This window comes from Brevibacillus sp. HB1.1 (genome assembly GCF_013332445.1).
GTDB lineage: Bacteria > Bacillota > Bacilli > Brevibacillales > Brevibacillaceae > Brevibacillus > Brevibacillus porteri.
In genome coordinates this window covers 213,042-235,169 of the sequence record NZ_JABMIV010000008.1, presented here as the reverse complement: position 1 = coordinate 235,169, position 22,128 = coordinate 213,042, and the positions used below count along the sequence as shown (strand labels likewise).

The following is a 22,128-nucleotide window of genomic DNA, read 5'->3' as shown; positions in this document are numbered from 1 at the left end:
GCAAAGGAGAGGAGAGTTCGTGGAAGAAGTCAAAGAACCGAAAACAGACATACCTATTCGGCTCAATATATTGTTTGTGATTGTATTTTTGTTCTTCGCCGCCATTATTTTACGGCTAGCCTTTGTGCAACTGGTAGAAGGCGAACAGTACAAGCATGAATTGGAAAAGTTTAGTATCCGTGAACTGCCGATTTCCGCTCCTCGCGGCCGTATCTTGGATAAAAATGGCGAGGTACTCGTTTCGAATAAGCCTGTGTACACCGTTCAATACGTTGAAGAACAAGGGCAGGACATTGATGAAGAGAAAGTCGCGGATCGTCTGGCAAAAATCCTCATCCCCGATGGCGGCAAAATTGGTACGGATAAGGAACTGTTAAAGAAGACGATTGAACTGAGGTCAACTTTGCCTGTTGCTTTCAATGCACAAGAAACAAACGATCTCAAGGCAAAGGTTGCGGCGAAGCTAAAAGCCGTTCCAAAAGTAGAGACTGTCGATCAGATGTCGGACTTTGAGCTGGTAAAGACTGCTGTGTATCTCGGGATGCGTGTTCGTTCTCCTTTTGATGACAAGGAGAGAGCAGACCTTATTAAGAAACTGAATGCTGCCAAGCCGGGTACACCTGCTATTACGGAAGCGAATACTACGGATTTCGAACTGTTAAAAATGGCGATAAACGCTAATATGACCCTCACTCTGAAATTGGACAAGGAAGATCGTAATGACCTTGCAAAAAAAGTGAAGGATCAGATCGGAGTTTTGCCAACCCCCGGAGGCTTAGCAGAAAAGTCTGACATGGATTTGCTGCGCTATGCCTCGTTGTTCGACATGGATATCAAACTGCCGTTGACAGAGCAGCAACGCCAATTTCAGTGGCACAAGCTCTCGTTGCTGCAAGAGATGCGTTCACCGCAGATGGCTAGTTATATTCCGAGGCGTGTCAAGGTCAACATCACGGAGCAGGAAATGTTCCAGATCGAAGAACGACGCACCGAGCTGCCAGGAATTAGTGTGGAGTTGGAGCCTGTTCGCCAAATTTTCGAAGATCCGGATGGTACGGCATTTGGTACTCACTTTCTCGGGTACATCAATGCGATTCGTCCTGAGAGCTTGAAAGAATATCAGGCACAAGGCTACAACGCGATCGACCGTGTAGGTGTAACCGGTCTGGAGAGCTCCTATGAACGTTATTTGCGTGGCAAAAACGGGATTATGGAAGTGCACGTGAACAAAAATTCGGAGACGGTAGAGAAGAAGATGCGCCAAGCCCCTGAGCCAGGAAACGATCTCGTTTTGGCTATGGATTGGCGTTATCAAAGCAAGGTAGAGGCCATCTTGAAAGAAGAGTTTGAAGCATTCAAGAAGCGCCCAACTACGCCAAAAGAATTTAAGGATGCACACGTATTGGTGATGAATCCGAATACGGGCGAAATATTGGCGATGGCGAGTTATCCAGATTACAATTTGAATCTGTATTACGACCGCAAGAAATTCAACGAGAATTACGCCTCGCTTATTTTGCCGAATGAATCAAACCGATTCATTTATACGCCGTATCCACCTGCTTCTACCTACAAGCCATTGTCTGTCATGATTGCGCTTCAGGAGGGGCTGACTACACCGAACGAAGTCATCTATGACCGAGGCGGCTTGAATGTCGGTAACACGTATAAACGCAACTGGAAGGCAAGTGGTCATGGACCTGTTAACGCTCGTCGTGCCTTGCAGGTGTCGAACAATACGTATATGTATGAAATGGCGATTCGATTAGCAAGAAAAGGGAAAGAAGGCTGGGAGAAGCAGTTCTCTGTCTATGATTACTACAACGCCCAGTTTGGTCTTGGTGTGAAAACAGGTGTGGATCTGCCGAATGAACATACCGGTTGGGAAAACCAGAACCTTTACTACGGGAACTTGGCGGACGTGATGATTGGTCAATACGATCTGTTCACGCCGATGCAGCTGGGTCAATACGTATCGACCATTGCTAATGGAGGATATCGGGTACGCCCACATCTTGTAAAAGAAATTCGCAAAGGAACTACCGATCCGAAGAAACCAGGACAAACGCTCTCGGTTATTGAACCACAAGTGCTCAACCGGGTTGATATCGATCCGAAGCATATACAGGTGGTAAAAGAAGGGATGCGGCTGGTTACTCAGCCAGGTGGTACCGTTCAACGATTCAATGGGTTGCCTTTCACAGTTGCAGCCAAGTCTGGTACGGCACAAACGTCGCAGCCAGCGGAAAATGCACTGGTTGTCGGCTTTGCGCCTTATGAAAATCCTCAACTGGTTTTCGTCGTCATTGCGCCGAACAGTTTGAGAGACGGTACATCCAGTTCTGATGCGACTGGTCCGATCTCGCGTCGATTGCTCGAAGCTTACAATGAACTGAATCCAGGTGTCCTTACTGGTGGGGTTCCAAAGCCAAATCCAACGTCCGCAAAGTAAACACAATGGTTGTCCAGGGCAATCAAGCCCCAGAGAATAATGGAGTCAAGCTCTTGCAAAATGCCACCATCTGACCCAATTCGGCAATTTTTTCACGCAGAGCAGGAAAAATCTTTCTGCATGGCGAATGGTATCGGTCGAGGTGAAACCGGTGACGACTGTGAAAAGCAAGGTCACGATCAAAGGAACGAAAGAGGGTCTCGTCTTCTTTATGGATGATACTTGTTCCTTCGACGAACTGCTGGCCGATATGCGTGAAAAAATAGAGCATAGCCACCAACAGATTTTGTCTGGGCCACTCATTCGGGTATCTATAAAATTGGGAAAACGATACTGCTCACCCGAGCAACAAGAGCAGTTGACTCAAATTATTCGAACGAAGGGCAACCTGGTGATCCATACAATCGAATCTGATTTGATCACGCGGGAAGAAGCTATGGCTGAACGCCTGAAAACCCATTTTTCCATACAGGTAAATACGGTACGCTCTGGGCAAGTACTGGAGTTTGACGGTGATTTGCTTTTATTGGGAGATGTCAATCCCGGGGGGACGGTTCGCAGTACAGGAAGCATCTACGTGCTCGGTCATCTCAGAGGGTACGCGCACGCAGGTATTTCCGGTGACTCACAGGTAATTATTGCGGCTGCAGTCATGAGTCCTACCCAGTTGCGGATTGCAGATGTGATCAGCAAGCCGGGTGAGGAATGGACGAATAATTCCGGAGGCACAGAATTTGCCTATCTGGAAAATGAGATCATGCTGGTAGCGAAAATGAACTACTTGTCGCGAATCCGCCCTGATTTGGGTGAGAAAAAGCGTGAGGGTTGAGGGAAAGAGGAGGAACGGACGTGGGGATTGGAATTGTCGTAACTTCCGGTAAAGGCGGCGTGGGTAAGACGACCACTTCCGCCAATTTGGGAACGGCGCTCGCATTGTTGGGACAGAAAGTATGCATGGTAGATACCGATATTGGCTTGCGTAATTTGGATGTAGTCATGGGACTTGAGAACCGAATTATTTATGATCTGGTAGACGTTGCAGAAGGTGCATGCCGACTGCCGCAAGCTCTGATCAAAGACAAGCGGTTTGACAATCTGGCATTGCTCCCGGCTGCTCAGACCAAAGACAAATCAGCAGTAACTCCTGAGCAGATGGAGGAAATCATTACGCAACTGAAGCGGGAATATGATTATGTCATCATCGATTGTCCTGCGGGTATTGAGCAAGGCTTCCGCAATGCAGTGGCAGGGGCTGATCAAGCAATCGTCGTGACTACCCCTGAAAAAGCCGCTGTTCGTGATGCTGATAGGATTATTGGCCTATTAGAACGAGAAAAAATCGGAATGCCGAAGCTTGTCATTAATCGCGTTCGCTCCCATATGGTGAAAAATGGTGACATGCTGGATGTAGAAGACATTTTGGATTTGTTAGCCATTGACTTAATTGGTGTCGTGCCGGATGATGATCATATCATTAAATCCGCGAACCAAGGTGAGCCGGCTGTAATAAATCACGAATCGCGTGCTTCCATTGCGTATCGGAACGTGGCTCGTCGCCTTTTAGGTGAAGCTGTTCCATTGCAACCATTGGAAGAAAAAGCGGGCGTGTTTCATAAAATGCGTAAATTCTTTGGATTAAAATAGGTAATACTTGGCTCCCTTCTTTCTATAGAGGGGAGTCACGTTTTCTAGGAGGAAACGGATGGACCTGGAAAAACGTCATTTAAAAACAATTGACTGGACCATCATTTTGATTTTGGCAGGGCTGGGTATTTTCAGCTATTTGGGGATTTCCGGTTCTGCGGCAGGTGTAGATAAGGCACATCAGCAGGTCCTTTGGTATGTCATCGGCTTTATTGTGCTAGGTGTGACATTGTTATTTGACTATCGTCTATTCCACAACATGGCCTATGTCTTATATGTACTCGGTCTGATTCTTTTGATCGGGGTATTTCAAACGAGGCCCATTAACAATACGACGAGCTGGTATGACCTTGGTCCTGTCTTGTTTCAGCCTTCTGAACCGATGAAGCTGTTCACAATCATAACGGTGGCGCGCTTCTTGTCTAAGAGGGCAAATGATCCAGATCGGTTTTACTATTTCTATAAGCTGATTCCGGTATTGGCCTTGGTTGGTGTACCATTGCTTTTGATTTTGATTCAGCCCGATTTGGGTACGGCCATGGTTTACACGGGGATGCTTGCCACGATGCTAATCGTTGGTGGTATACGGATGAAGCATGTATTGTACATGGGAGGATTGGTCGGCAGCTTCTTTGCCGCCATGACGTTGCTGCATGAATACAAGCAGGATATCTTTTTCAAGATTATCAAGCCGTATCAGTGGGATCGAATCCTCTTTTGGATGAACCCGGATCTTGAACCGATGGGACGAGGATTCCAGCTCAAGCAAGCGTTGATTGCTATCGGCTCTGGGCAATTGTTCGGAAAAGGGATTGATACGCCGACCCAAGCGAGCTTTGGATGGGTGCCGGTAGGAGAGAGTGATTTTATCTTTACCGTCATTGCAGAAAAGCTGGGTTTTGTCGGAGCAGGCTTGCTGATGATTTTGTTTTTCGTTTTGATTTACCGAATGATCCGCATCGCGATGGAGGCAAAAGATCCGTTCGGCTCTTACGTTGTCGCAGGTGTCGTAGGGATGCTTACCTTCCAGATCTTTGAGAACATCGGAATGACGATTCAGTTGATGCCGATTACGGGTATTCCGCTTCCGTTCATTAGCTACGGAGGGAGCTCGCTTGTAACCAACTTCCTGATCATTGGTGTGGTGCTCAATATTGGGATGCGTAAGGACAAGTTACGTTTTGATTAAGGAGTTGTACAAAAAGTCTTCTGGTTCTCGCCACTTTCCGGTGATGAATAGAAGACTTTTTGTACACTCATGAAATGCGTGACAAATGCAAAAATTTATGCTAAAATCATCCTAAGTTAACCATTTTTACAAGTTATAGTGTTTGAGTGATTGGTATGGAGTCGTACGTATTGTGAGTGACGTCACCAATTGTCAATCTCAATTCGTATGACTTTTTTTCCTTGACGCAAAAGGCTTATCTGTAAAAAAGAGGTTAACGCTACACTCTTTCGCCTCGTGGGGCGTAATGTTCAGGGAGGTTTTGTTTCATGCAACAAGGTATCGTAAAATGGTTTAACGCAGAAAAAGGATACGGCTTCATCCAAGTTGAGGGTGGCGACGACGTATTCGTACACTACAGCGCAATCCAGTCAGAAGGTTTCAAATCTCTTGACGAAGGTCAAAAGGTTGAGTTCGAAATCGTTCAAGGTAGCCGTGGACCACAAGCTGCTAGCGTAACTAAACTGTAAAATTGACAGATTCAAAGGCAGTCTCTCAATGGGGAGACTGTCTTTTTTGCGTGTTTCCACCCGATACACTGGGTCGTTGGAGAGGGGCGATGGTCGTCATAAAGCAGGTAGACAAGTCATAGGATGATACTAAAGGCTTGGCCTGCGGAGGGATGGACATGTTTGAAAGAGTAGATCGAGTAAAAGAAAGACGGAGAGAGCGTTTGGAAAGAATCCGAACGCAGTCACGAGACAGCTATACTCCCTACGTCGATGATTGGAAAGATCCCATCGAAGAATCGCCAGACCCATTCAGTTACTCGCCACGTGAGAAAGATATGATGGAACAGCCACCGTCCCATGAAAAGTGGGGCGTGCAAATTTTAGCATCTGTTTTATTGATTGGTGCTGCTTATATTTTGTTTCAAACAACGCTGATCCCTGCTTCTTGGAAAAGCTCCGCGAGGGAAGTCATGACACGGGACTTTAATTTTTCAGGAGTAGCGGACTGGTATGAAGCGAGATTTGGTCCGATTCCGACGATGCTTCCTTCGATACCTACCAATCCCCCTGCTGTCCCAGCCACGAGTACAACAAAGGACGCAAATGCTGTGTGGAAGCTCCCCAGTAGCTGGAAAGTCGTAAAATCCTATGATCCAGCGAGTGCTAATGTGATCCTGCTTACGGGAATGAACGATCAAATCACGATTGGAGAAGCTGGCTGGGTCGCGTTTGTCGGAGAAAAGCCTGATTATGGGACGACAGTGATTGTTCGTCTAACCAAAGGACGGGAGATATGGCTGGGCAATCTCGATAGTATAGGGGTGACGAAGGACGAGGTCCTTAAACCTGGTCAAGTCATCGGAACCGCACGGGTAATGGACCAGACATCACGTCATTTGTATGTAGGGGCGAAAGTGAATGAGCAATTTGTTAATCCCCTGGAAGTGATACCGTTTGAATAGGGGAGGCTGGCTTGACATTCGGTTTCGCATTCACCTGCTATTTTGGGCAGTGATCGGCTTGTCCGTGGTGACAGGCCATTTTTTGGAGGTCATTACCTTGTTTGTCATCGTGCTGATCCATGAATTGGGGCATGTAGCGATGGCGCGCGAGCTCGGATGGACCGTAAAAGAAGTGCAGCTTCTACCTTTTGGCGGAGTAGCAACGATGGAAGACGCGTACGCCACGGACCCAATGGATGAGATTGTCGTGGCACTCGCCGGACCCTTCTTAAATATGGTGATGATGGCTGCTTCGTACTTGTTTTGGTTTATGGGAATATGGACGGAAGAGTGGGCCCGCTTTTTCTTGGTAAGCAATTTGACGATTGCGCTGTTTAACCTGTTGCCAATTTGGCCGTTGGATGGCGGGAGAATCTTGTTGGCCGTTCTATGCTGGTTTATGTCGTATAGGCAGGCGACGATGATATCGATGACGGGGAGTACGCTGTTTGCGGGGATCATGGTGGGGATGTCCAGCTTGGAGTTGAAGTACAACTTAGCAGTAATCGGGATTTATTTATTGGTATTGAACATTCAGGCATTTTTGCGGTTTCCTTATCAATTTTTTCGCTTTCTTGTAGAAAAATACGATCGGCAGCAAGAAGAAGCTGCCGTTCAAGCGATACGCGTGCATCCTGAGGAGACGGTACTAGCAGTCTCACACAAGCTGCGGCGGGGATACTCCCATCTTTTCTACGTGCAAGGTGCAGGTCTCTTGGCAGAGGAACAGCTATTGTATGCCCTTTTGTTTGAGCAAAAGCACGACGCCGCAGTTGGCAAGCTCCTTTAGTCTCTAGTCTTATCAGCAGGAGAGGTCCATTCCATCAGCCAGCAATCACGCATGCTTCCTTCGTGCCATTCGTGCAGAGGAAGCTTTTTTACTTTTCGAAAGCCACATTTTTCATAGCAACGGAGGGCTCGTTCATTCCAGGCTTGCGGGTCAATCGCTACTTTTTGTACTCGTTTTTCCTTGTGGAGATAGTGGAGGATGGCTGTAACGAGCTGAGTGCCAATACCGCTATTCCAGTAAGCAGGCTCTCCGATGAACTGGTCCATGCCGTAGACAACGACGTCTTTTACGTACCCGTACAGTTGTTTTTCCGGAGTATCAAGTGGATAAAATTGCGCATAGCCAATCGGTTTGTCCGTGTACAAGATGAGGCAGCGAGTTTCACCGTCGTCTTCCGGAAAAAAGCTTTGCTGCACGAGGGACTCGTCATGTGGCCGATCGCGACCTTCATAATAGGTCAAAACGCGCTCGTCAGAAAGCCATTTGACTAAGTGAACGGCATCATCGGGGGATAAGGCTCTTATTTTTAAATCACCAGCATGAATCATGGATGATCTCCTTTACCTTGACTTAGCAGCTATGTTAGATTACTTCCTATGAGCCCGGTTATCCTTCTTTTGGGCAACGTTTGCACGGGGAATAAGGAGTGAAAACAGTGAAGCAAGTAGCGATTAGTGCACAAGGTAGCAGCATCCGCGTCGCATTCATGGAAAACGGGAAATTGCAGGAATGGCGTACACAGGATGTGGGAGCACACGCAAGCGTTGGTGACATTTATCAGGGACGAATCGCGGATGTGAAGCCTGGTATCCAATCTGCCTTTGTTGATATTGGTACAGGCCAAAATGCTTATTTGTATGTAGATGACACAGTCGGTGTGGAGTCAGGTGGAGCAGCGAAACCAAGTATTGCGGAACGCGTTCATGTAGGGCAAAAGGTATTGGTTCAAGTGAGTAAAGAGGCGTTGGAAATGAAGGCGCCAAAAATCACGATGCAGATCAGCTTGCAGGGGCGGTATCTGGTATACCTTCCGACTGAAGAAAGCATATCGCTTTCTCGTAAAATAACCGATGATACCAAACGAAAACGACTGCAACAGGTGATCTCTTCGACAGTAGCGCAAGGAGAAGGCTGTATTCTGCGCACGGAAGCGGCGGAAGCAGAAGAGCAGACACTCATTAGCGAGCTGGTCTATTTGCGCAATCGCTGGCAGGAAATGCTGCGAACAGCGGATGGACTCCGTTCGACCGGACGGATTTTTCAGGATGCAGGGCTGATTGAGATGGCGCTCCGAGATGGCTTGGCAATTGGCATGGATGAGCTGTTGGTAGAAGGTGCGACGACTCATCAGCAGGTAAAAGCGGCGTTGGCAGCTTTTGCTCCAGAAGTACAAGAGAAGCTTCGCTGGTATCAGGGCAAACAGCCGCTCTTTGACTACTTGGGTGTCGAGGCGGAGCTGATTCGTGCTCGTGATCGACATGTGCCGCTCAAGAGTGGAGGGTCCTTGGTCATCGACAGGACTGAAGCGATGACGGTCATCGATGTAAATACCGGTTCATTCACAGGTGGAGGAGGGCAACAGCGGGAGCAGGCAGTGACAGCGACCAATCTCGAGGCTGTAACTGAAATTTCCAGGCATCTGCGGTTGCGAGACATCGGTGGCATCGTGATCATTGATTTCATCGACATGAAAGCGCAGAGCAATAAGGAGCGAGTGATCTCGCGATTGAAACAAGAGCTGGCGAAGGACCCTGTGCCTTCGACTGTTCTCGGGATGACGTCGCTTGGATTAGTCGAGATGACGCGAAAAAGAGTGCGTGCGAGCCTGACGGAGCGGCTGACGGAGCCGTGTGAGGCATGCAAGGGCCGAGGGAGAGTTTGGCGAGTAGACGAGCTGTTCCGGCGCATGTACGCCGAAGTCACCGCATTGGCAAAGAGCCAAGATGCGGAGGCTGTTCTCGTGGACATGCCGCCAAGATTGTTGGACATGATAGAGGAGTGGGAAAAAGCAGAAGCAATCACATGGCCTGTCCATGTCTATAAGCAGCTTGTTCCTGCGATGAGCCCGGATGAGTTTCGAATTGGATACGTCGGAAATCGGGCAGAGGCGGAGCGTTTACAATCGAAATAACTTGACTGGGCTATTGTAGCTATGATAACCTAATGGTTGTCATGCAGATATGCCTCGTGCATACTGTAACCGCACGAATCAGGTACATAAGCCGTCGCTCGTCGACGCACCTGTAAAGGCGAGTCTGAGTATAGGAGGTGCACACAGTGTACGCAATTATCGAAACCGGTGGAAAGCAATACAAAGTTGAAGAGGGAGCAGTTCTCTTCATCGAGAAATTGGCTGGCAACGAAGGAGACGTTGTTACTTTTGACAAAGTTCTCTTCGTAAGCAAAGACGGCAAAGTTACTGCAGGAGCTCCTACAGTAGCTGGTGCAACGGTAACTGGTAAAGTAGAAAAACACGGTAAATCTGCAAAGATTATCGTGTACAAATACAAAGCCAAGAAAAACTACCGTCGCAAGCAAGGTCACCGTCAACCATTCACTAAAGTTGTGATCGAAAAGATCAACGCTTAATTGGTGACTTGTTATGATTGAAGTGATCGTGAGCCGTGCGTCGCACGGTATCCATGAAATTAGTATTTCCGGACATGCCAATGCGGGTGCCTATGGGGCAGACATCGTTTGTTCTGCTGTATCAGGCATCAGCTTTGGTATATTAAACGCCATCCAACCTTTGACGGGCATCACTCCTGATGTCGCTGTCGCACAAGAAGGCGGTGGGTTCTTGAAGTGGAGCCTTTCTTCTTCGGATGATGAGACTGCACGAGAGAAACAACAGCTTTTGGCAGAGAGCATGGTTATTGCTCTTTTGTCGGTTGAGGCGAATTACGGCAAATACGTAAAAGTAAATGATCATAAATGGCAGGGAGGTGTCTGATATGAACATGCTGTTTAACTTGGACCTTCAGTTTTTCGCATCGAAAAAAGGGGTAGGTTCCACAAAGAACGGTCGCGATTCCATTTCCAAACGTCTGGGCGTGAAACGTGGCGACGGGCAATTCGTTACTGCTGGTAACATTCTCGTTCGTCAACGCGGAACAAAGATTTACCCAGGTGCGAACGTAATGAAAGGCGGAGACGACACTCTGTTTGCAACTGCAGATGGTGTTGTTCGTTTCAAGCGTCTGGGCCGTGATCGCAAACAAGTTGTGATCGAGCCAGTTGCTTCTGAAGCGTAAATATTTGTTAAGAAAAACCCAGCGATATAGCTGGGTTTTCTTTTTGTCCGGCTCTTTTTTATGGTACAATAGATGGGAAAGATATTCTTATCGACTTGGGTGAATGTGATGGGGGACGAGCGGAGGCTGTTTACGCATCAGACAGACCAACTGCTGACCGTTCTGAACAGGCAGCGGCATGACTGGTTGAACCACGTTCAGGTTCTGCTCGGCTATTTGCATTTGAACCGTACTGAACAAGGAGAGGCCCATTTGAAACGCATTGCACAGATGGCGATGCAGGAATCGATGGTTGCCCGATTGAATAGCTCCTTGTTGTCCGTCTTCTTCTTGACATTTAATGCACTGAACAATGAATTGCTTTTAGAAGTAGACGTGTGCAATCATGTGGATCTCACGCGAGTAGTTTTGAACGAGCAAGACTTGTTCCAGTTGGTGTCAGAGATATTATGCACAGTGAACGATCATGTAGATCAGAGCGGCTACGAAGCAGCCAGCATGCAGGTAAGCTTGCAAATGGATGAGCGTGGCGTTCATTTTCGTTTTGACCTGGCCGGTGTACTACGTGCATCCGGAATGGAAGAATTGGAAAAGCTGATACGTAAAAGCGAACAGAGTACGGTGGAGGTCACCGAGTGGATACATACGGAAGAAGAATGGGTCCTGAATTTGGTGATCCCATTCGCGGAATGAAAGAGGTGACACCATGTTTGTCGATCAGGTAAAAGTATATGTAAAAGGCGGGGACGGTGGTAATGGAGCTGTCTCCTTTCGCCGGGAGAAATACGTACCGCTGGGTGGTCCAGCGGGTGGAGATGGCGGTCAAGGTGGAGATGTCGTGTTTGTCGTGGACGAAGGTCTGCGTACACTGGTAGATTTCCGCTATCAACGACATTTCAAAGCACCTCGCGGAGAGCATGGCCGCAACAAATCTCAGCACGGAGCTGGCGCGGAAGATATGGTCGTGCGCGTGCCACCGGGAACAACTGTCATTGATGATGATACTAAAGAAGTGATTGTCGATCTCGTGGAGCAGGGTCAACGTGCTGTGATCGCAAAAGGCGGACGTGGTGGACGAGGCAATATTCGTTTTGCCAACTCTTCGAATCCAGCCCCACACATCTCGGAGAACGGAGAACCAGGTCAAGAGCGTTACATTGTCATGGAGCTCAAGCTGATTGCAGATGTGGGCTTGGTTGGCTATCCGAGTGTAGGAAAATCCACCTTGCTGTCTAGTGTAACAGCGGCGAAGCCAAAAATTGCAGCGTACCACTTTACGACGCTGACACCGAATCTGGGTGTTGTGGACTTGGGCGAGCAGAGCTTCGTAATGGCTGACTTGCCAGGATTGATTGAAGGCGCGCATGAAGGTGTGGGTCTTGGTCACCAATTCCTGCGTCACGTAGAGCGTACGCGCTTGATCGTTCATGTGATTGACATGGCAGCGGTAGATGGACGCGATCCATACGAGGATTATTTGCAGATCAACCGAGAGCTGACTATGTATAACCTGAAGCTCGAAGATCGTCCGCAAATTGTAGTCGCGAACAAAATGGAACTGCCAGAAGCAGAGGAAAACCTGCGTATTTTCAAGGAAAAGGTTCCAGATGTGAAGGTGTACGAGATCTCTGCTGCAACCCGTCAAGGCGTACAAGAATTGATGTATGCGATCGGGGATGCCTTGGCGACGATTCCGGACAAGCCTGCTGTAGAGGAAGTTGCGGAAGTGGAAGAGCGCGTGGTGTTCCGAGCAGAAAAAGAACCAGAGGAATTCGAGATTACGCGTGATAACGAAGTATTTGTTGTCAGCGGTGAAAAGATCGAGAAGCTCGTACGCATGACCAATCTGACCAGCTATGATGCAGCCCAGCGTTTTGCAAGACAAATGCGCTTTATGGGTGTAGATGATGCTCTGCGCAAGCTGGGAGCAAAAGACGGGGATACCGTTCGGATCGGCAAATTAGAGTTTGACTTTGTGGAGTGACAAAAACCATGATTGATGTCCCATCACTGAACCCATTTTTGGGGGATAAACGACTCCAACGCGGTGCGATGCTACCGCTAATCATCTCCAAGCAGGTGAAGACACCTGTCCAAGTTATGGTTGAACATGCAAAGGGCAGTTATCTCGTAGTTTCCTACGAGATGAAGGCTGAAACGAAAGCAGAGCTTCTCGGATCAACTGTACGCATTCGTTGGGAAACGGATGCGGCAGTGAATACCATTGATTTGGAAGTAGTTTCAGAGCAAATGCTTTGGCCGATCAAGCTTTTAGGGATGATTCCGATTAGTATAGGGGTAGAAATTACACAAAAGCGCAAGCAGGATCCCATCTCCCCAGATCTCGGTATTTCTGTCCCTTACAAGGTGATGGGAGCTAGACCGATCGAAGAAAAAGGCGAGGCAGTGTTGCTGAAATTTTCTCCTACCCGTCTTGTTTTGGGAACGGACGGTTATGTGTCGAAGGGCGATTTTCTCCACTTGTCTTTCAAGATACCGAAGCAAGCGCAGGAGATCGTCATGATGGCGAAAATCGTGGAAAAAACGTTCCAAGACAAACAATCGATCATTGAATTAATCTTTACGGATATCAATGAAAAGCACCATGAACTCATCAAAGATTACTATAAAAAGCTCTCAACTACCGCTTCCTCCTAAGGAAGCGGTTTTTTTCCTTTGATGTTCCTGTGAAGAAGGTATATAGTAGAGTACATAGAGTTCTACATCGAGCCTGTTCACTTCATGATTTGTTGTGTACGCTTTCCTGAATAAATACTTGTGAAATCATTCACTTTTTATTATTCGAATCCGTTTTCTGCTTAACTTTGTGAAAAATGTTACAAGCAATTTTTTACCGGATTTTCAGGGAGAATAGCGGCCGTTACTCGTATGAACAGGCATCGAGAATAAAAGGCCTCTATTCCAAAGCAAAGGAGGACGTTTTTTTTATGTCTCAAACAACTACGCAACAAGCTCAAGCTGCTGCTGAAGTAGCAAGCACTGCAACTCTGGCACCAGCGCAGCAACAAGATGTACTCGATCAGTTGATGAAACCAGAAATCCAAGAGTCACTTAACGTATTGGTGGCGAACCTGCCTAAATTGGCAGAACTGACAACTCTTTTGACCAAAACATATGATTTGGTACAAACAGTAGCAAATGATCATGTGTTGATCGACGACATCAAAGGCGGAATGGAAGAGTTCGTAAAACCGATCTCTGATAAAGCGAAAGGTATTGCGCAAGCAGCCATTGAAGCCAATGACCGTGTTCATGTTGAAGAGTCTACTATCGGTTTGTTCGGTATTCTCAAAATGCTCAAGGATCCGCAAGTACAAAAAACTTTGCGTTTCGCACAAGCATTCCTGGAAGTATCAGCAGAACGTCAACAACAAAAACGCTAGTATTTTTTATTATGGAATGTAAGACAAGGACGGAGGATTGGGCATGGCGAAGCATATTCTGATTCTAGGCGGCGGTTATGGCGGTTTGCTCAGCGCATTGACTGCACGTAAATACATGACGGCTGAAGAAGCGTCGATCACGGTGGTAAACCGTTTTCCTACTCACCAAATCATTACGGAACTGCACCGCTTGGCAGTAGGAAACCTGTCTGAACAAAACGTGGCGCTCCCTCTGGAAAGATTGCTGCGTGGCAAAGAGATTAACCTCGTAGTAGACACGGTAGAAAATATTGGTCTCGACTCCCAACGCGTTACACTGGGGAGTGGCGAGTCCATCAAATACGATGCTTTAGTGATTGCGCTGGGTAGTGAAACCGCATTCTTCGGAATCCCAGGTCTGCAAGAGTACAGCTTTACACTGAAGTCGGTAGAAGAAGCAAATCGTCTGCGAGCACACCTCGAAGAGCGCGTGATTGAATACAAGACGAGCAAAAATAAAGCAGATGCTACCTTCGTTGTAGGTGGTGGCGGTCTGACCGGTATCGAGCTGGTTGGGGAATTCGCTGATATGTTGCCAAATCTGTGCCACAAACACGGCGTAGACTTTGCAGACGTATCCATCTACTGCGTAGAAGCAGGTCCATCCATTTTGGCTGGTTTTGCTCCTGACCTGGTTGAACGTGCGAAAACGAGTTTGGAAAAACGCGGTGTTCAGTTCCTGACAGGCGTACCTGTAACGGAAATGAAAGAAACCACAGTTTGTCTGAAAGATGGCGGTACCATTGAAACCAAAACAATGGTATGGACAGGTGGCGTACAAGGAAATCGCGTAGTGGCTGAGTGCGGCGTGGAAGTAAACCGCGGACGTGCAACTGTTACAGAATTCCTGCAATCCACTTCTCACCCTGATGTATTCCTTGCAGGTGACAGTGCGGTCGTAATGGGGCCAGAAGGTCGTCCATTCCCTCCGACTGCGCAACTGGCATGGCAAATGGGCGAAGTAGTAGGTCACAATCTCTTCGCACACTTCAACGGCACCAAAATGGATACCTTCAAACCGGTATTCTCCGGTACATTGGGTAGCCTGGGCCGTAAAGACGCGATCGGAACAATCGGTGCAAGCCAACTGAAGCTGAAAGGTCTGCCTGCAACCTTGATGAAAGAAGCGAGTAACGTTCGCTACTTGACTCATATCAACGGTCTGTCCTCTTTGGCATACTAATCGAATCAGGAAAACCCGGGATCATGGTATCCCGGGTTTTTTGTGTTTGTTTATCCGTTTCCGCTTGGATCTTCAATCACGTTTGGGGATTGTGCCATCTTTTTGCCACGCATGTCATTGCCAAACTGTTCGAGACTGCTTGGCTTACCAGCTGGGTGATTGTTACGGCGCTCCGATTTATCTGACTTTCCACGTCCGGCCATTTGTCTTTCACCTCCTCCATACGATACGCATTATTGTGCGCGAAGAAGCTCCCCCTCATGTAATCAAAGTAAACCAAATGTGATCCGATGAAAAAAAGTGGCGGATAAGGATTGTCACATTCCATGCTTTCCGTTATAATGTCCTCTATGAAGAAACAACTGTTTTTCTCAGGAGGACACAACGCATGAAAAAGGAAGAAAAATTCTACTTGATTCGATCTGACATCCTGCCAGAATCGATTGCCAAAACGATTGAAGCCAAGAAGATGCTGGAATCCGGCGAAGTGGATACTGTGAACGAAGCGGTTGAACGGGTGGGATTGAGCCGCAGTGCTTTTTATAAGTACAAAGATGGCATTTTTCCGTTCAATTCGATGATGAGCGAAAAAATTATGACGTTTACGTTCTCTTTGGATCACATGTCAGGTTACTTGTCCAAAGTGCTCACATATGTAGCAGATCAAGGTGGAAACGTATTGACCATCAATCAGACGATACCACTTCAAGGGATTGCTACTATATCCATGTCAGTCGATATGGCTAATCTTCGCGTATCTAGCACGGAGTTTTTGGATAGCTTGCAGCTGATCCCGGGCGTTCGCAAAGCGATGATCGTCGGTAGAGGCTAAGCAAAAAAACAATCAAAGAAAAGGCAGGGGAGAGAGACATGGAGAAGCAGAGCATTAAATTGGGATTAATGGGTTTTGGAACAGTAGGGACTGGTGTAGTACGCATCATTCAAGCGCATCAGGAGGATTTGCAAAAGCAAACCGGCCTCAGTATTGAGGTTTCCCGTATTCTTGTTCAGGATGCGGAAAAATCTCGCAATATTTCATCCATGGAGGGCGCGCTGACCACAGATCCTGCTAGTCTTTTGGATGATCCAGAAATTGAAGTCATCGTAGAAGTAATTGGTGGCATTCACCCTGCAAAAGAGTACATTTTGGGTGCACTCGAACGAGGCAAGCACGTAGTAACAGCCAACAAGGATCTGATGGCGTTGCACGGAGCCGAAATTTTAGAGAAGGCGCAAGAAAAGGGCTGTGACGTTTTCTACGAGGCAAGCGTGGCTGGTGGAATACCAATTTTGCGTGCGCTAGTAGAGGGGTTTTCCTCAGACCGTATCGCGAAAATGATGGGGATTGTCAACGGGACGACCAATTACATCATGACCAAAATGAGTCAAGAGGGCGCAGAATATAGTGAGGTATTGAAAGAAGCGCAAGCACTGGGCTACGCGGAGCAGGACCCAACCTCCGATGTGGAGGGCTTTGATGCAGCCCGCAAAATGGCGATTCTGGCAACGCTGGGCTTCCGTGTACCGATGAAGCTCGAAGATGTGGACGTAAAAGGGATCAGCTCCGTGAGCAAGGAAGATATCGCTTATGGCAAACAACTGGGCTACGAAATCAAGCTGCTCGGCCTGGCTCGTCGTGACGAAGAGGCGATTGAGGTAAGTGTGCAGCCGACTCTGGTTCCAAAATCCCATCCACTCGCTTCCGTAAATGGTGTCTTTAATGCCGTGTACGTACATGGGGAAGCGGTAGGAGAAACCATGTTTTACGGGCCGGGCGCAGGTGAAATGCCGACTGCTACCGCCGTTGTGTCTGACCTGGTCACTGTCGTCAAAAACAGAAAGCTAGGAGTGAATGGACGCGGAATGGTTGCTCCCTACAAAGAAAAAGTATTGAAAGAAGACAGCGAAAAATTCTCTAAATACTTCCTGCGCATCGTAGTTGCAGATAAACGCGGTGTTCTTGCTCAAATTACGCAGCTATTGGCAGACAAAAATATTTCCCTTGAGCAGGTCATCCAGCAACCGTTCAACAACGGACGTGAAGCGGAGATTATCATGATTACACACCTGTCCTCAAAAAGTGACATGGATGCGGTACTGGCTTACATGGAGCAGATGGATATCGTATCAACTGTGCAGAGCTGCTACCGTGTAGAAGGGGGAGACAAATAATGGCTTTTGATCGACAGTCTGGCATCTTGGCACGTTATCAGGAATTTCTCCCGATCACAGAAAAAACTCCGCTGGTCAGCTTGCATGAAGGAAACACACCCCTAATCCACGCTCCGAATCTTTCCAAACAATTGGGGGTGGAGCTGTACGTCAAGTACGAGGGGCTCAATCCGACTGGCTCTTTCAAAGATAGAGGCATGGTCATGGCTGTAGCCAAAGCGGTAGAAGAGGGAAGCAACACAATCATGTGCGCTTCGACGGGAAATACATCAGCAGCAGCTGCGGCGTATGCGGCACGCTCAGGATTGCGTTGCATCGTCCTGATCCCGAACGGCAATATCGCGTTAGGCAAGTTGGCTCAGGCTATCGCCTATGGTGCAGAAGTCATCGCGATTGACGGTAATTTTGATGAAGCGCTGGATATCGTTCGCGAAATCACAGCGAAAGAACCGATTACACTGGTGAATTCCGTGAACCCTTACCGGATCGAGGGACAAAAGACCGCGGCGTTTGAAGTGTGCGATGCGCTGACGGACGCACCTGACATTTTGGCCATCCCAGTTGGCAACGCCGGAAACATTACAGCATATTGGAAAGGCTTCGAGGAATATTTCGCAGCCAAAAAATCGAGCCGCTTGCCTAAGATGTACGGTTTCCAGGCAGCGGGAGCAGCGCCGTTGGTTCATGGCAAACCAGTAGCCAACCCTGAAACGATTGCGACAGCCATTCGCATTGGTAACCCGGCGAGCAAGGATGGCGCTTTGAATGCCATTTCGAAATCAAGCGGTCTTATCGATAGTGTAACGGACGAAGAAATTTTGCATGCCTATCATTTGCTGGCGAAGAGTGAAGGTGTGTTTTGTGAGCCTGCCTCGGCAGCATCGCTGGCTGGCATTATCAAGCTGCATGAGGCGGGAAGGCTTCAACCCGGCAGCCAGATCGTGTGTGTACTGACTGGAAACGGACTAAAAGATCCAAATATCGCTTTGAAGCTGGTAGGTGAAGAGCCGCGTTCTGTTCCCGCGACACATGAAGCTGTGATGGAGTTGGTTCGTCAAACTGGGAGAGAATTTGTATCATGAATGGACAACGTGTAAAAGTAACCATACCAGCAACAACAGCGAATCTGGGACCTGGATTCGATGCGCTGGGAATGGCTTTCCAGTTGTATTCTGTCGTAGAAATGGAAATCAGTGATCATACGACAGTAGAGATGATGGGCAAGGAGCTGCAAGGAACACCGACGGACAAAAACAATCTCCTGTACAAGGTTGCGGCGGGATTGTTTCAAGAAGCAGGTCTCGCCATTCCTGAGCTGGCGATTCGTGCTTCCAGTGATGCTCCCCTGACGAGGGGATTGGGGAGTAGTGCGGCTGCGATTGTAGGTGCACTTGTAGCGGCCAACCATCTCGCTGGCGAACCATTTACTCGTGAGCAATTGTTTGAAAAGGCAACACGCCTAGAAGGGCATCCGGATAATGCGGGAGCTTCGATGTTTGGCGGTATCATTGTTGCGACGATGCCTGAAGTACCAGGAGACTCCATTCCATATGTGCGGTTTTCTGCTCCGGCGGGATTGCAAACACTCGTCGTGATCCCAGAATTCATGCTCTCGACAGAAAAAGCGCGGAACGTCTTGCCGCAGGTGTACAGCAGAGAGGATGTTGTATATAATGTGGGTCATAGTAGTTTGCTAGTTGCTGCACTGGCACAAGGCAGACTCGACCTGATGGGACGGGCAATGTCGGATCGGTTGCATCAGCCGTATCGAGCAAAGCTTGTACCTGGATTGAACGAAATCCTGGACAAAGCGACTGAACACGGGGCACTGGGGGCTGCTTTAAGCGGCGCGGGACCGACGATCCTCTGTTTTTTCTCTTCGGATGAAGAATTAGAGAAGCTGCGTGCATTTGTGGACAGAGTGATGAAAGGGCACGACATCTCGTACCGCGTGATGATCTTGCAACCGGACGAAAATGGCGTACAGGTAGAAATCCATCAGAGATAGACCATAGTGGATAGGAGTAGCCATGGAGAAGAAACTTGCTTTTCTAGGACCGCGTGGAACGTTTACCGAAGAAGCAGCGAGGATATTGTCGCTCGGACAAAAGTTATCTTTCGTTCCGTACCCAAGTATTATTGAAGTACTAGACGCTGTTTCCAAAAAGGAAGTGGCATACGGTGTCGTACCGATGGAAAACTCCATTGAAGGAACAGTCAATTCTACACTGGATTGGCTCATTCACGAAGTAGATTTGCCCATTCTGGCGGAGCTCGCACTACCGATTACGCAAAACTTGCTGGTGGCAAAAAGAGAGCACCCATTGCCTTTGTCAGCGATTACGAGAGTGTTGTCACATCCTCAAGCGATTGCACAAAGCCACAACTTTTTGCGTGAGAATTTGCCGGAAGCAGCGATCGAAACGGTAAACAGTACGGCATTGGCAGCAAAAATGGTGAGTGAGCATCCAGAAGAGCCGTGGGCTGCTGTTGGTACTCGATTGAACGTAGAGATTTATCCATTGGAGTTTGCGCGTGAACAAATTCAAGATTATTCGAATAACTACACGCGTTTTGTTCTCGTTGGTCTGGAAAGTCTTGATCTGCCGGTTTCCCGCAAGGAAAAGACGACGATTCTGGTCACGCTGCCGGAAGATTTCCCAGGAGCATTGTATCAAGTGCTGGCTGCTTTTGCTTGGAGAAAGGTAAACTTGTCTCGAATCGAATCGCGTCCAACGAAGAGGGCACTCGGAAGCTATTATTTTGTCATCGACATTGAGCAGAAGATGGACGACGTCTTGTTGCCAGGAGCGTTTGCGGAGATTGAAGCCATTGGTTGTCAAGTTCGTCAGCTCGGGACGTATCCATTTTATATGCATCAGACCAATTCCTAGAGGGATTGGTTTTTTCTTTTTCTGGCTCCCTCCCAACAAAGGAGTGGCGTCAAGGAGCAAAACGCCCATGACTGCATACGATGTTAGGGAGTTTGGTGCAAGGGAGGAGAAAAACATTGAGAATACACATCGTCCAAAAAGGCGATACGATGTGGAAGATCGCCAAAAGATATGGCGTCGATTACAAAGAACTGTTACGCCTTAATAGTCAATTAAAAACTCCCGATACAATTTATCCTGGAGCGAGAATCAAGATTCCGGCGAAACAAGTTCCTGTCCGACCACAGCAAAGAACGACGCCCCCCCATCCAATGAGTGAGGCGGCCCCTTATGTGAAAGAAAGACCGATTACGGAAGAGGAAGAGATGGAGGTACCGCAACAAATCGAAAGGCGGCCAATTGAGCCAGAAGAATCAGGAGAGGTGCAAATCGAATCAAGGGAGGAGATCAGGCCTACTCCACTGCCAGCTCCCATTCCTACGAGGCCACCCAAGGAGATGCCAAGGCCACCCAAAGAAATGCCAAGACCACCAGTCCCTTCTGTTTCACCAGAGGTAGTCAGGCCAACAGCACCACCTACATTACCACCTCCACCACCAACACAGCCTATTCCAAAACCAACGGAGCCGATTGAAAAGCCAATCGAAAAACCAATCGAGAAACCAATCGAGAAGCCAACACCGTATAAACCACCGAACATTTCAGGCAAGCCAAATGTGCTTCCTCCGGTTCCTCCTGTTCCTATACGTCCACTCATACCGACTCCACCTCCAACCGGAGTGAGTCCGTATATTTATCCACCAGCGATTCCACCGAATCAAAATGTGCCTAGCATTCCATATAGACCACCAACTCAGGTCTTGCCATTACAGCCTACAAGACCGCCAGCATATGCATGCCCACCTTGCCCACAGCCAAATTATCCACCACCACGGGTAAGTCCATTGCAACCGATGCAGCCAAACTATCCACCACCACGGGTAAGTCCGTTGCAACCGATGCAGCCAAACTATCCACCACCACGGGTAAGTCCGTTGCAACCGATACAGCCAAACTACCCACCACGAGTAAGTCCGTTGCAACCGATGCAGCCAAATTATCCACCACCGCGGGTGAGTCCGTTGCAACCGATGCAGCCAAACTATCCACCATCACGGGTGAGTCCGTTGCGGCCGATGAAGCCGCCTTCAAAGGTGAGCCCACAACAGCAGCTCAAGCCACCTTCAAAAGTGAGTCCGCAACAGAAGCTGAAGCCATCGACGAGGGTAAGTCCAGAGCAAGAGCGCAGGCCAATGCCACAGGTGCGTCCGTTCCCGCCATTCCCACCGCCGTTCATGCCACCATGCCCGCCATTTCCGCCTTGCCCACCGTTCGGGAACCCGTGGATTGGCCCGTTTTATCCAAATCGACGACCGATTGTGAGTCCAGAACAAATGCGACCAATCAATCCATTTCCAATTGTCCCACCACCGATCAGACCGATGCCGCCGTTTCCTTATCCATGCCCACCACCATTTCCACCCATGCCATTAAAGCGGCCACGAGCGAAAAGGCCTGTGTGCCCGGAACCAGTGGAGTCATCATCATGTGAGTGTTCTTCTGAAGTCCGGGAGTA

At 48.3% G+C, this 22,128-nt stretch carries 25 protein-coding genes, 1 pseudogene and 1 other annotated feature; of the genes and pseudogenes, 23 read left to right on the top strand and 3 right to left on the bottom strand.

All coding sequences use genetic code 11. The annotated features are described in order from the left end of the window. Positions 1-19: 19 nt before the first annotated feature. From HPY27_RS20860 to HPY27_RS20830, 7 genes are all read left to right on the top strand, one after another. A complete protein-coding gene (locus HPY27_RS20860; protein WP_174225843.1) occupies positions 20-2,452 on the top strand; it encodes a peptidoglycan D,D-transpeptidase FtsI family protein in 2,433 nt (810 codons plus the stop codon). A 151-nt stretch (positions 2,453-2,603) separates the two neighbouring features. After that, a complete protein-coding gene (gene minC / locus HPY27_RS20855) occupies positions 2,604-3,281 on the top strand; it encodes a septum site-determining protein MinC (protein WP_026042972.1) in 678 nt (225 codons plus the stop codon). Between the two features lie 20 nt (positions 3,282-3,301). Beyond that, positions 3,302-4,096, top strand: a complete 795-nt coding sequence (gene minD, locus HPY27_RS20850) for a septum site-determining protein MinD (RefSeq protein ID WP_017247540.1) — start codon at positions 3,302-3,304, stop codon at positions 4,094-4,096. 58 nt (positions 4,097-4,154) lie between these two features. Then, positions 4,155-5,285, top strand: a complete 1,131-nt coding sequence (rodA, locus tag HPY27_RS20845; RefSeq protein WP_017247541.1) for a rod shape-determining protein RodA — start codon at positions 4,155-4,157, stop codon at positions 5,283-5,285. A gap of 308 nt (positions 5,286-5,593) precedes the next feature. Then, the gene (locus HPY27_RS20840) at positions 5,594-5,794 is read left to right on the top strand and encodes a cold-shock protein (RefSeq protein WP_005832370.1); all 201 of its coding nucleotides are present in this window, start codon (positions 5,594-5,596) and stop codon (positions 5,792-5,794) included. A gap of 158 nt (positions 5,795-5,952) precedes the next feature. Beyond that, entirely contained in the window at positions 5,953-6,738 is a 786-nt protein-coding gene (locus HPY27_RS20835) for a M23 family metallopeptidase (RefSeq protein ID WP_174225842.1), read from the top strand. Next, positions 6,731-7,567: a M50 family metallopeptidase gene (locus HPY27_RS20830; RefSeq protein ID WP_017247543.1), complete on the top strand. Its 837-nt coding sequence runs from the start codon at positions 6,731-6,733 to the stop codon at positions 7,565-7,567. Before HPY27_RS20835 ends, HPY27_RS20830 begins: the two co-directional genes overlap by 8 nt. Here HPY27_RS20830 and aac(6')-35 read toward each other — a convergent pair. Continuing rightward, positions 7,564-8,115 carry an aminoglycoside 6'-N-acetyltransferase AAC(6')-35 gene (gene aac(6')-35 / locus HPY27_RS20825; RefSeq protein ID WP_017247544.1) on the bottom strand — a complete coding sequence of 184 codons (552 nt, stop codon included), beginning with the start codon at positions 8,113-8,115 and terminating at the stop codon, positions 7,564-7,566. The genes HPY27_RS20830 and aac(6')-35 overlap by 4 nt on opposite strands. A 107-nt stretch (positions 8,116-8,222) precedes the next feature. On the opposite strand from aac(6')-35, the gene HPY27_RS20820 reads away from it, so the two are divergent. The 9 genes from HPY27_RS20820 to HPY27_RS20780 all read left to right on the top strand — a co-directional run bounded on the left by HPY27_RS20820 (position 8,223) and on the right by HPY27_RS20780 (position 15,447). Continuing rightward, positions 8,223-9,698, top strand: coding sequence for an Rne/Rng family ribonuclease (locus tag HPY27_RS20820; protein ID WP_174225841.1), 1,476 nt, complete (start codon positions 8,223-8,225; stop codon positions 9,696-9,698). Between the two features lie 57 nt (positions 9,699-9,755). Then, positions 9,756-9,834, top strand: a sequence feature (ribosomal protein L21 leader region). Between the two features lie 10 nt (positions 9,835-9,844). After that, positions 9,845-10,156: a 50S ribosomal protein L21 gene (gene rplU / locus HPY27_RS20815; protein ID WP_016739197.1), complete on the top strand. Its 312-nt coding sequence runs from the start codon at positions 9,845-9,847 to the stop codon at positions 10,154-10,156. 13 nt (positions 10,157-10,169) lie between these two features. After that, on the top strand, positions 10,170-10,520 hold the full coding sequence (locus HPY27_RS20810; RefSeq protein WP_069850533.1) for a ribosomal-processing cysteine protease Prp: 351 nt from the start codon (positions 10,170-10,172) through the stop codon (positions 10,518-10,520). A 7-nt stretch (positions 10,521-10,527) separates the two neighbouring features. Then, the gene (gene rpmA / locus HPY27_RS20805) at positions 10,528-10,821 is read left to right on the top strand and encodes a 50S ribosomal protein L27 (protein ID WP_005832382.1); all 294 of its coding nucleotides are present in this window, start codon (positions 10,528-10,530) and stop codon (positions 10,819-10,821) included. 108 nt (positions 10,822-10,929) lie between these two features. Beyond that, positions 10,930-11,514: a Spo0B C-terminal domain-containing protein gene (locus tag HPY27_RS20800; RefSeq protein ID WP_017247547.1), complete on the top strand. Its 585-nt coding sequence runs from the start codon at positions 10,930-10,932 to the stop codon at positions 11,512-11,514. A gap of 13 nt (positions 11,515-11,527) precedes the next feature. Next, a complete protein-coding gene (gene obgE / locus HPY27_RS20795; protein WP_017247548.1) occupies positions 11,528-12,805 on the top strand; it encodes a GTPase ObgE in 1,278 nt (425 codons plus the stop codon). An 8-nt stretch (positions 12,806-12,813) separates the two neighbouring features. Further along, complete coding sequence (locus HPY27_RS20790) at positions 12,814-13,479, top strand: PilZ domain-containing protein (protein WP_174225840.1); 666 nt, start codon at positions 12,814-12,816, stop codon at positions 13,477-13,479. A gap of 290 nt (positions 13,480-13,769) precedes the next feature. Further along, positions 13,770-14,225 (top strand): helical membrane plugin domain-containing protein, encoded by a 456-nt coding sequence (locus HPY27_RS20785; RefSeq protein ID WP_007728644.1) that lies wholly within the window; start codon positions 13,770-13,772, stop codon positions 14,223-14,225. Between the two features lie 43 nt (positions 14,226-14,268). Next, positions 14,269-15,447 (top strand): NAD(P)/FAD-dependent oxidoreductase, encoded by a 1,179-nt coding sequence (locus HPY27_RS20780; protein WP_017247550.1) that lies wholly within the window; start codon positions 14,269-14,271, stop codon positions 15,445-15,447. 50 nt (positions 15,448-15,497) lie between these two features. On the opposite strand, the gene HPY27_RS20775 is transcribed toward HPY27_RS20780, so the two are convergent. Next, a complete protein-coding gene (locus HPY27_RS20775) occupies positions 15,498-15,650 on the bottom strand; it encodes a hypothetical protein (protein WP_007728640.1) in 153 nt (50 codons plus the stop codon). Positions 15,651-15,835: 185 nt separating this feature from the next. Between HPY27_RS20775 and HPY27_RS20770 the strand changes: the two genes are divergently transcribed. The 6 genes and pseudogenes from HPY27_RS20770 to HPY27_RS30645 all read left to right on the top strand — a co-directional run. After that, the gene (locus HPY27_RS20770; protein ID WP_017247551.1) at positions 15,836-16,279 is read left to right on the top strand and encodes an ACT domain-containing protein; all 444 of its coding nucleotides are present in this window, start codon (positions 15,836-15,838) and stop codon (positions 16,277-16,279) included. Positions 16,280-16,317: 38 nt separating this feature from the next. Further along, complete coding sequence (locus tag HPY27_RS20765; protein WP_017247552.1) at positions 16,318-17,619, top strand: homoserine dehydrogenase; 1,302 nt, start codon at positions 16,318-16,320, stop codon at positions 17,617-17,619. Further along, positions 17,619-18,701 (top strand): threonine synthase, encoded by a 1,083-nt coding sequence (thrC, locus tag HPY27_RS20760; RefSeq protein ID WP_174225839.1) that lies wholly within the window; start codon positions 17,619-17,621, stop codon positions 18,699-18,701. The genes HPY27_RS20765 and thrC overlap by 1 nt, the downstream gene beginning before the upstream one ends. Further along, positions 18,698-19,627 (top strand): homoserine kinase, encoded by a 930-nt coding sequence (gene thrB / locus HPY27_RS20755; protein ID WP_174225838.1) that lies wholly within the window; start codon positions 18,698-18,700, stop codon positions 19,625-19,627. Before thrC ends, thrB begins: the two co-directional genes overlap by 4 nt. A gap of 22 nt (positions 19,628-19,649) precedes the next feature. After that, positions 19,650-20,513 carry a prephenate dehydratase gene (gene pheA / locus HPY27_RS20750; RefSeq protein WP_017247555.1) on the top strand — a complete coding sequence of 288 codons (864 nt, stop codon included), beginning with the start codon at positions 19,650-19,652 and terminating at the stop codon, positions 20,511-20,513. An 80-nt stretch (positions 20,514-20,593) separates the two neighbouring features. Next, positions 20,594-20,716 (top strand): annotated as a pseudogene (locus HPY27_RS30645) (LysM peptidoglycan-binding domain-containing protein); the annotation flags it as partial. Between the two features lie 125 nt (positions 20,717-20,841). On the opposite strand, the gene HPY27_RS30175 reads toward HPY27_RS30645, so the two are convergent. After that, a complete protein-coding gene (locus HPY27_RS30175) occupies positions 20,842-21,270 on the bottom strand; it encodes a hypothetical protein (protein ID WP_254612953.1) in 429 nt (142 codons plus the stop codon). Positions 21,271-21,417: 147 nt separating this feature from the next. Between HPY27_RS30175 and HPY27_RS30400 the strand changes: the two genes are divergently transcribed. Continuing rightward, the gene (locus HPY27_RS30400; protein WP_256436655.1) at positions 21,418-22,104 is read left to right on the top strand and encodes a hypothetical protein; all 687 of its coding nucleotides are present in this window, start codon (positions 21,418-21,420) and stop codon (positions 22,102-22,104) included. The last annotated feature ends 24 nt before the right edge of the window (positions 22,105-22,128 follow it).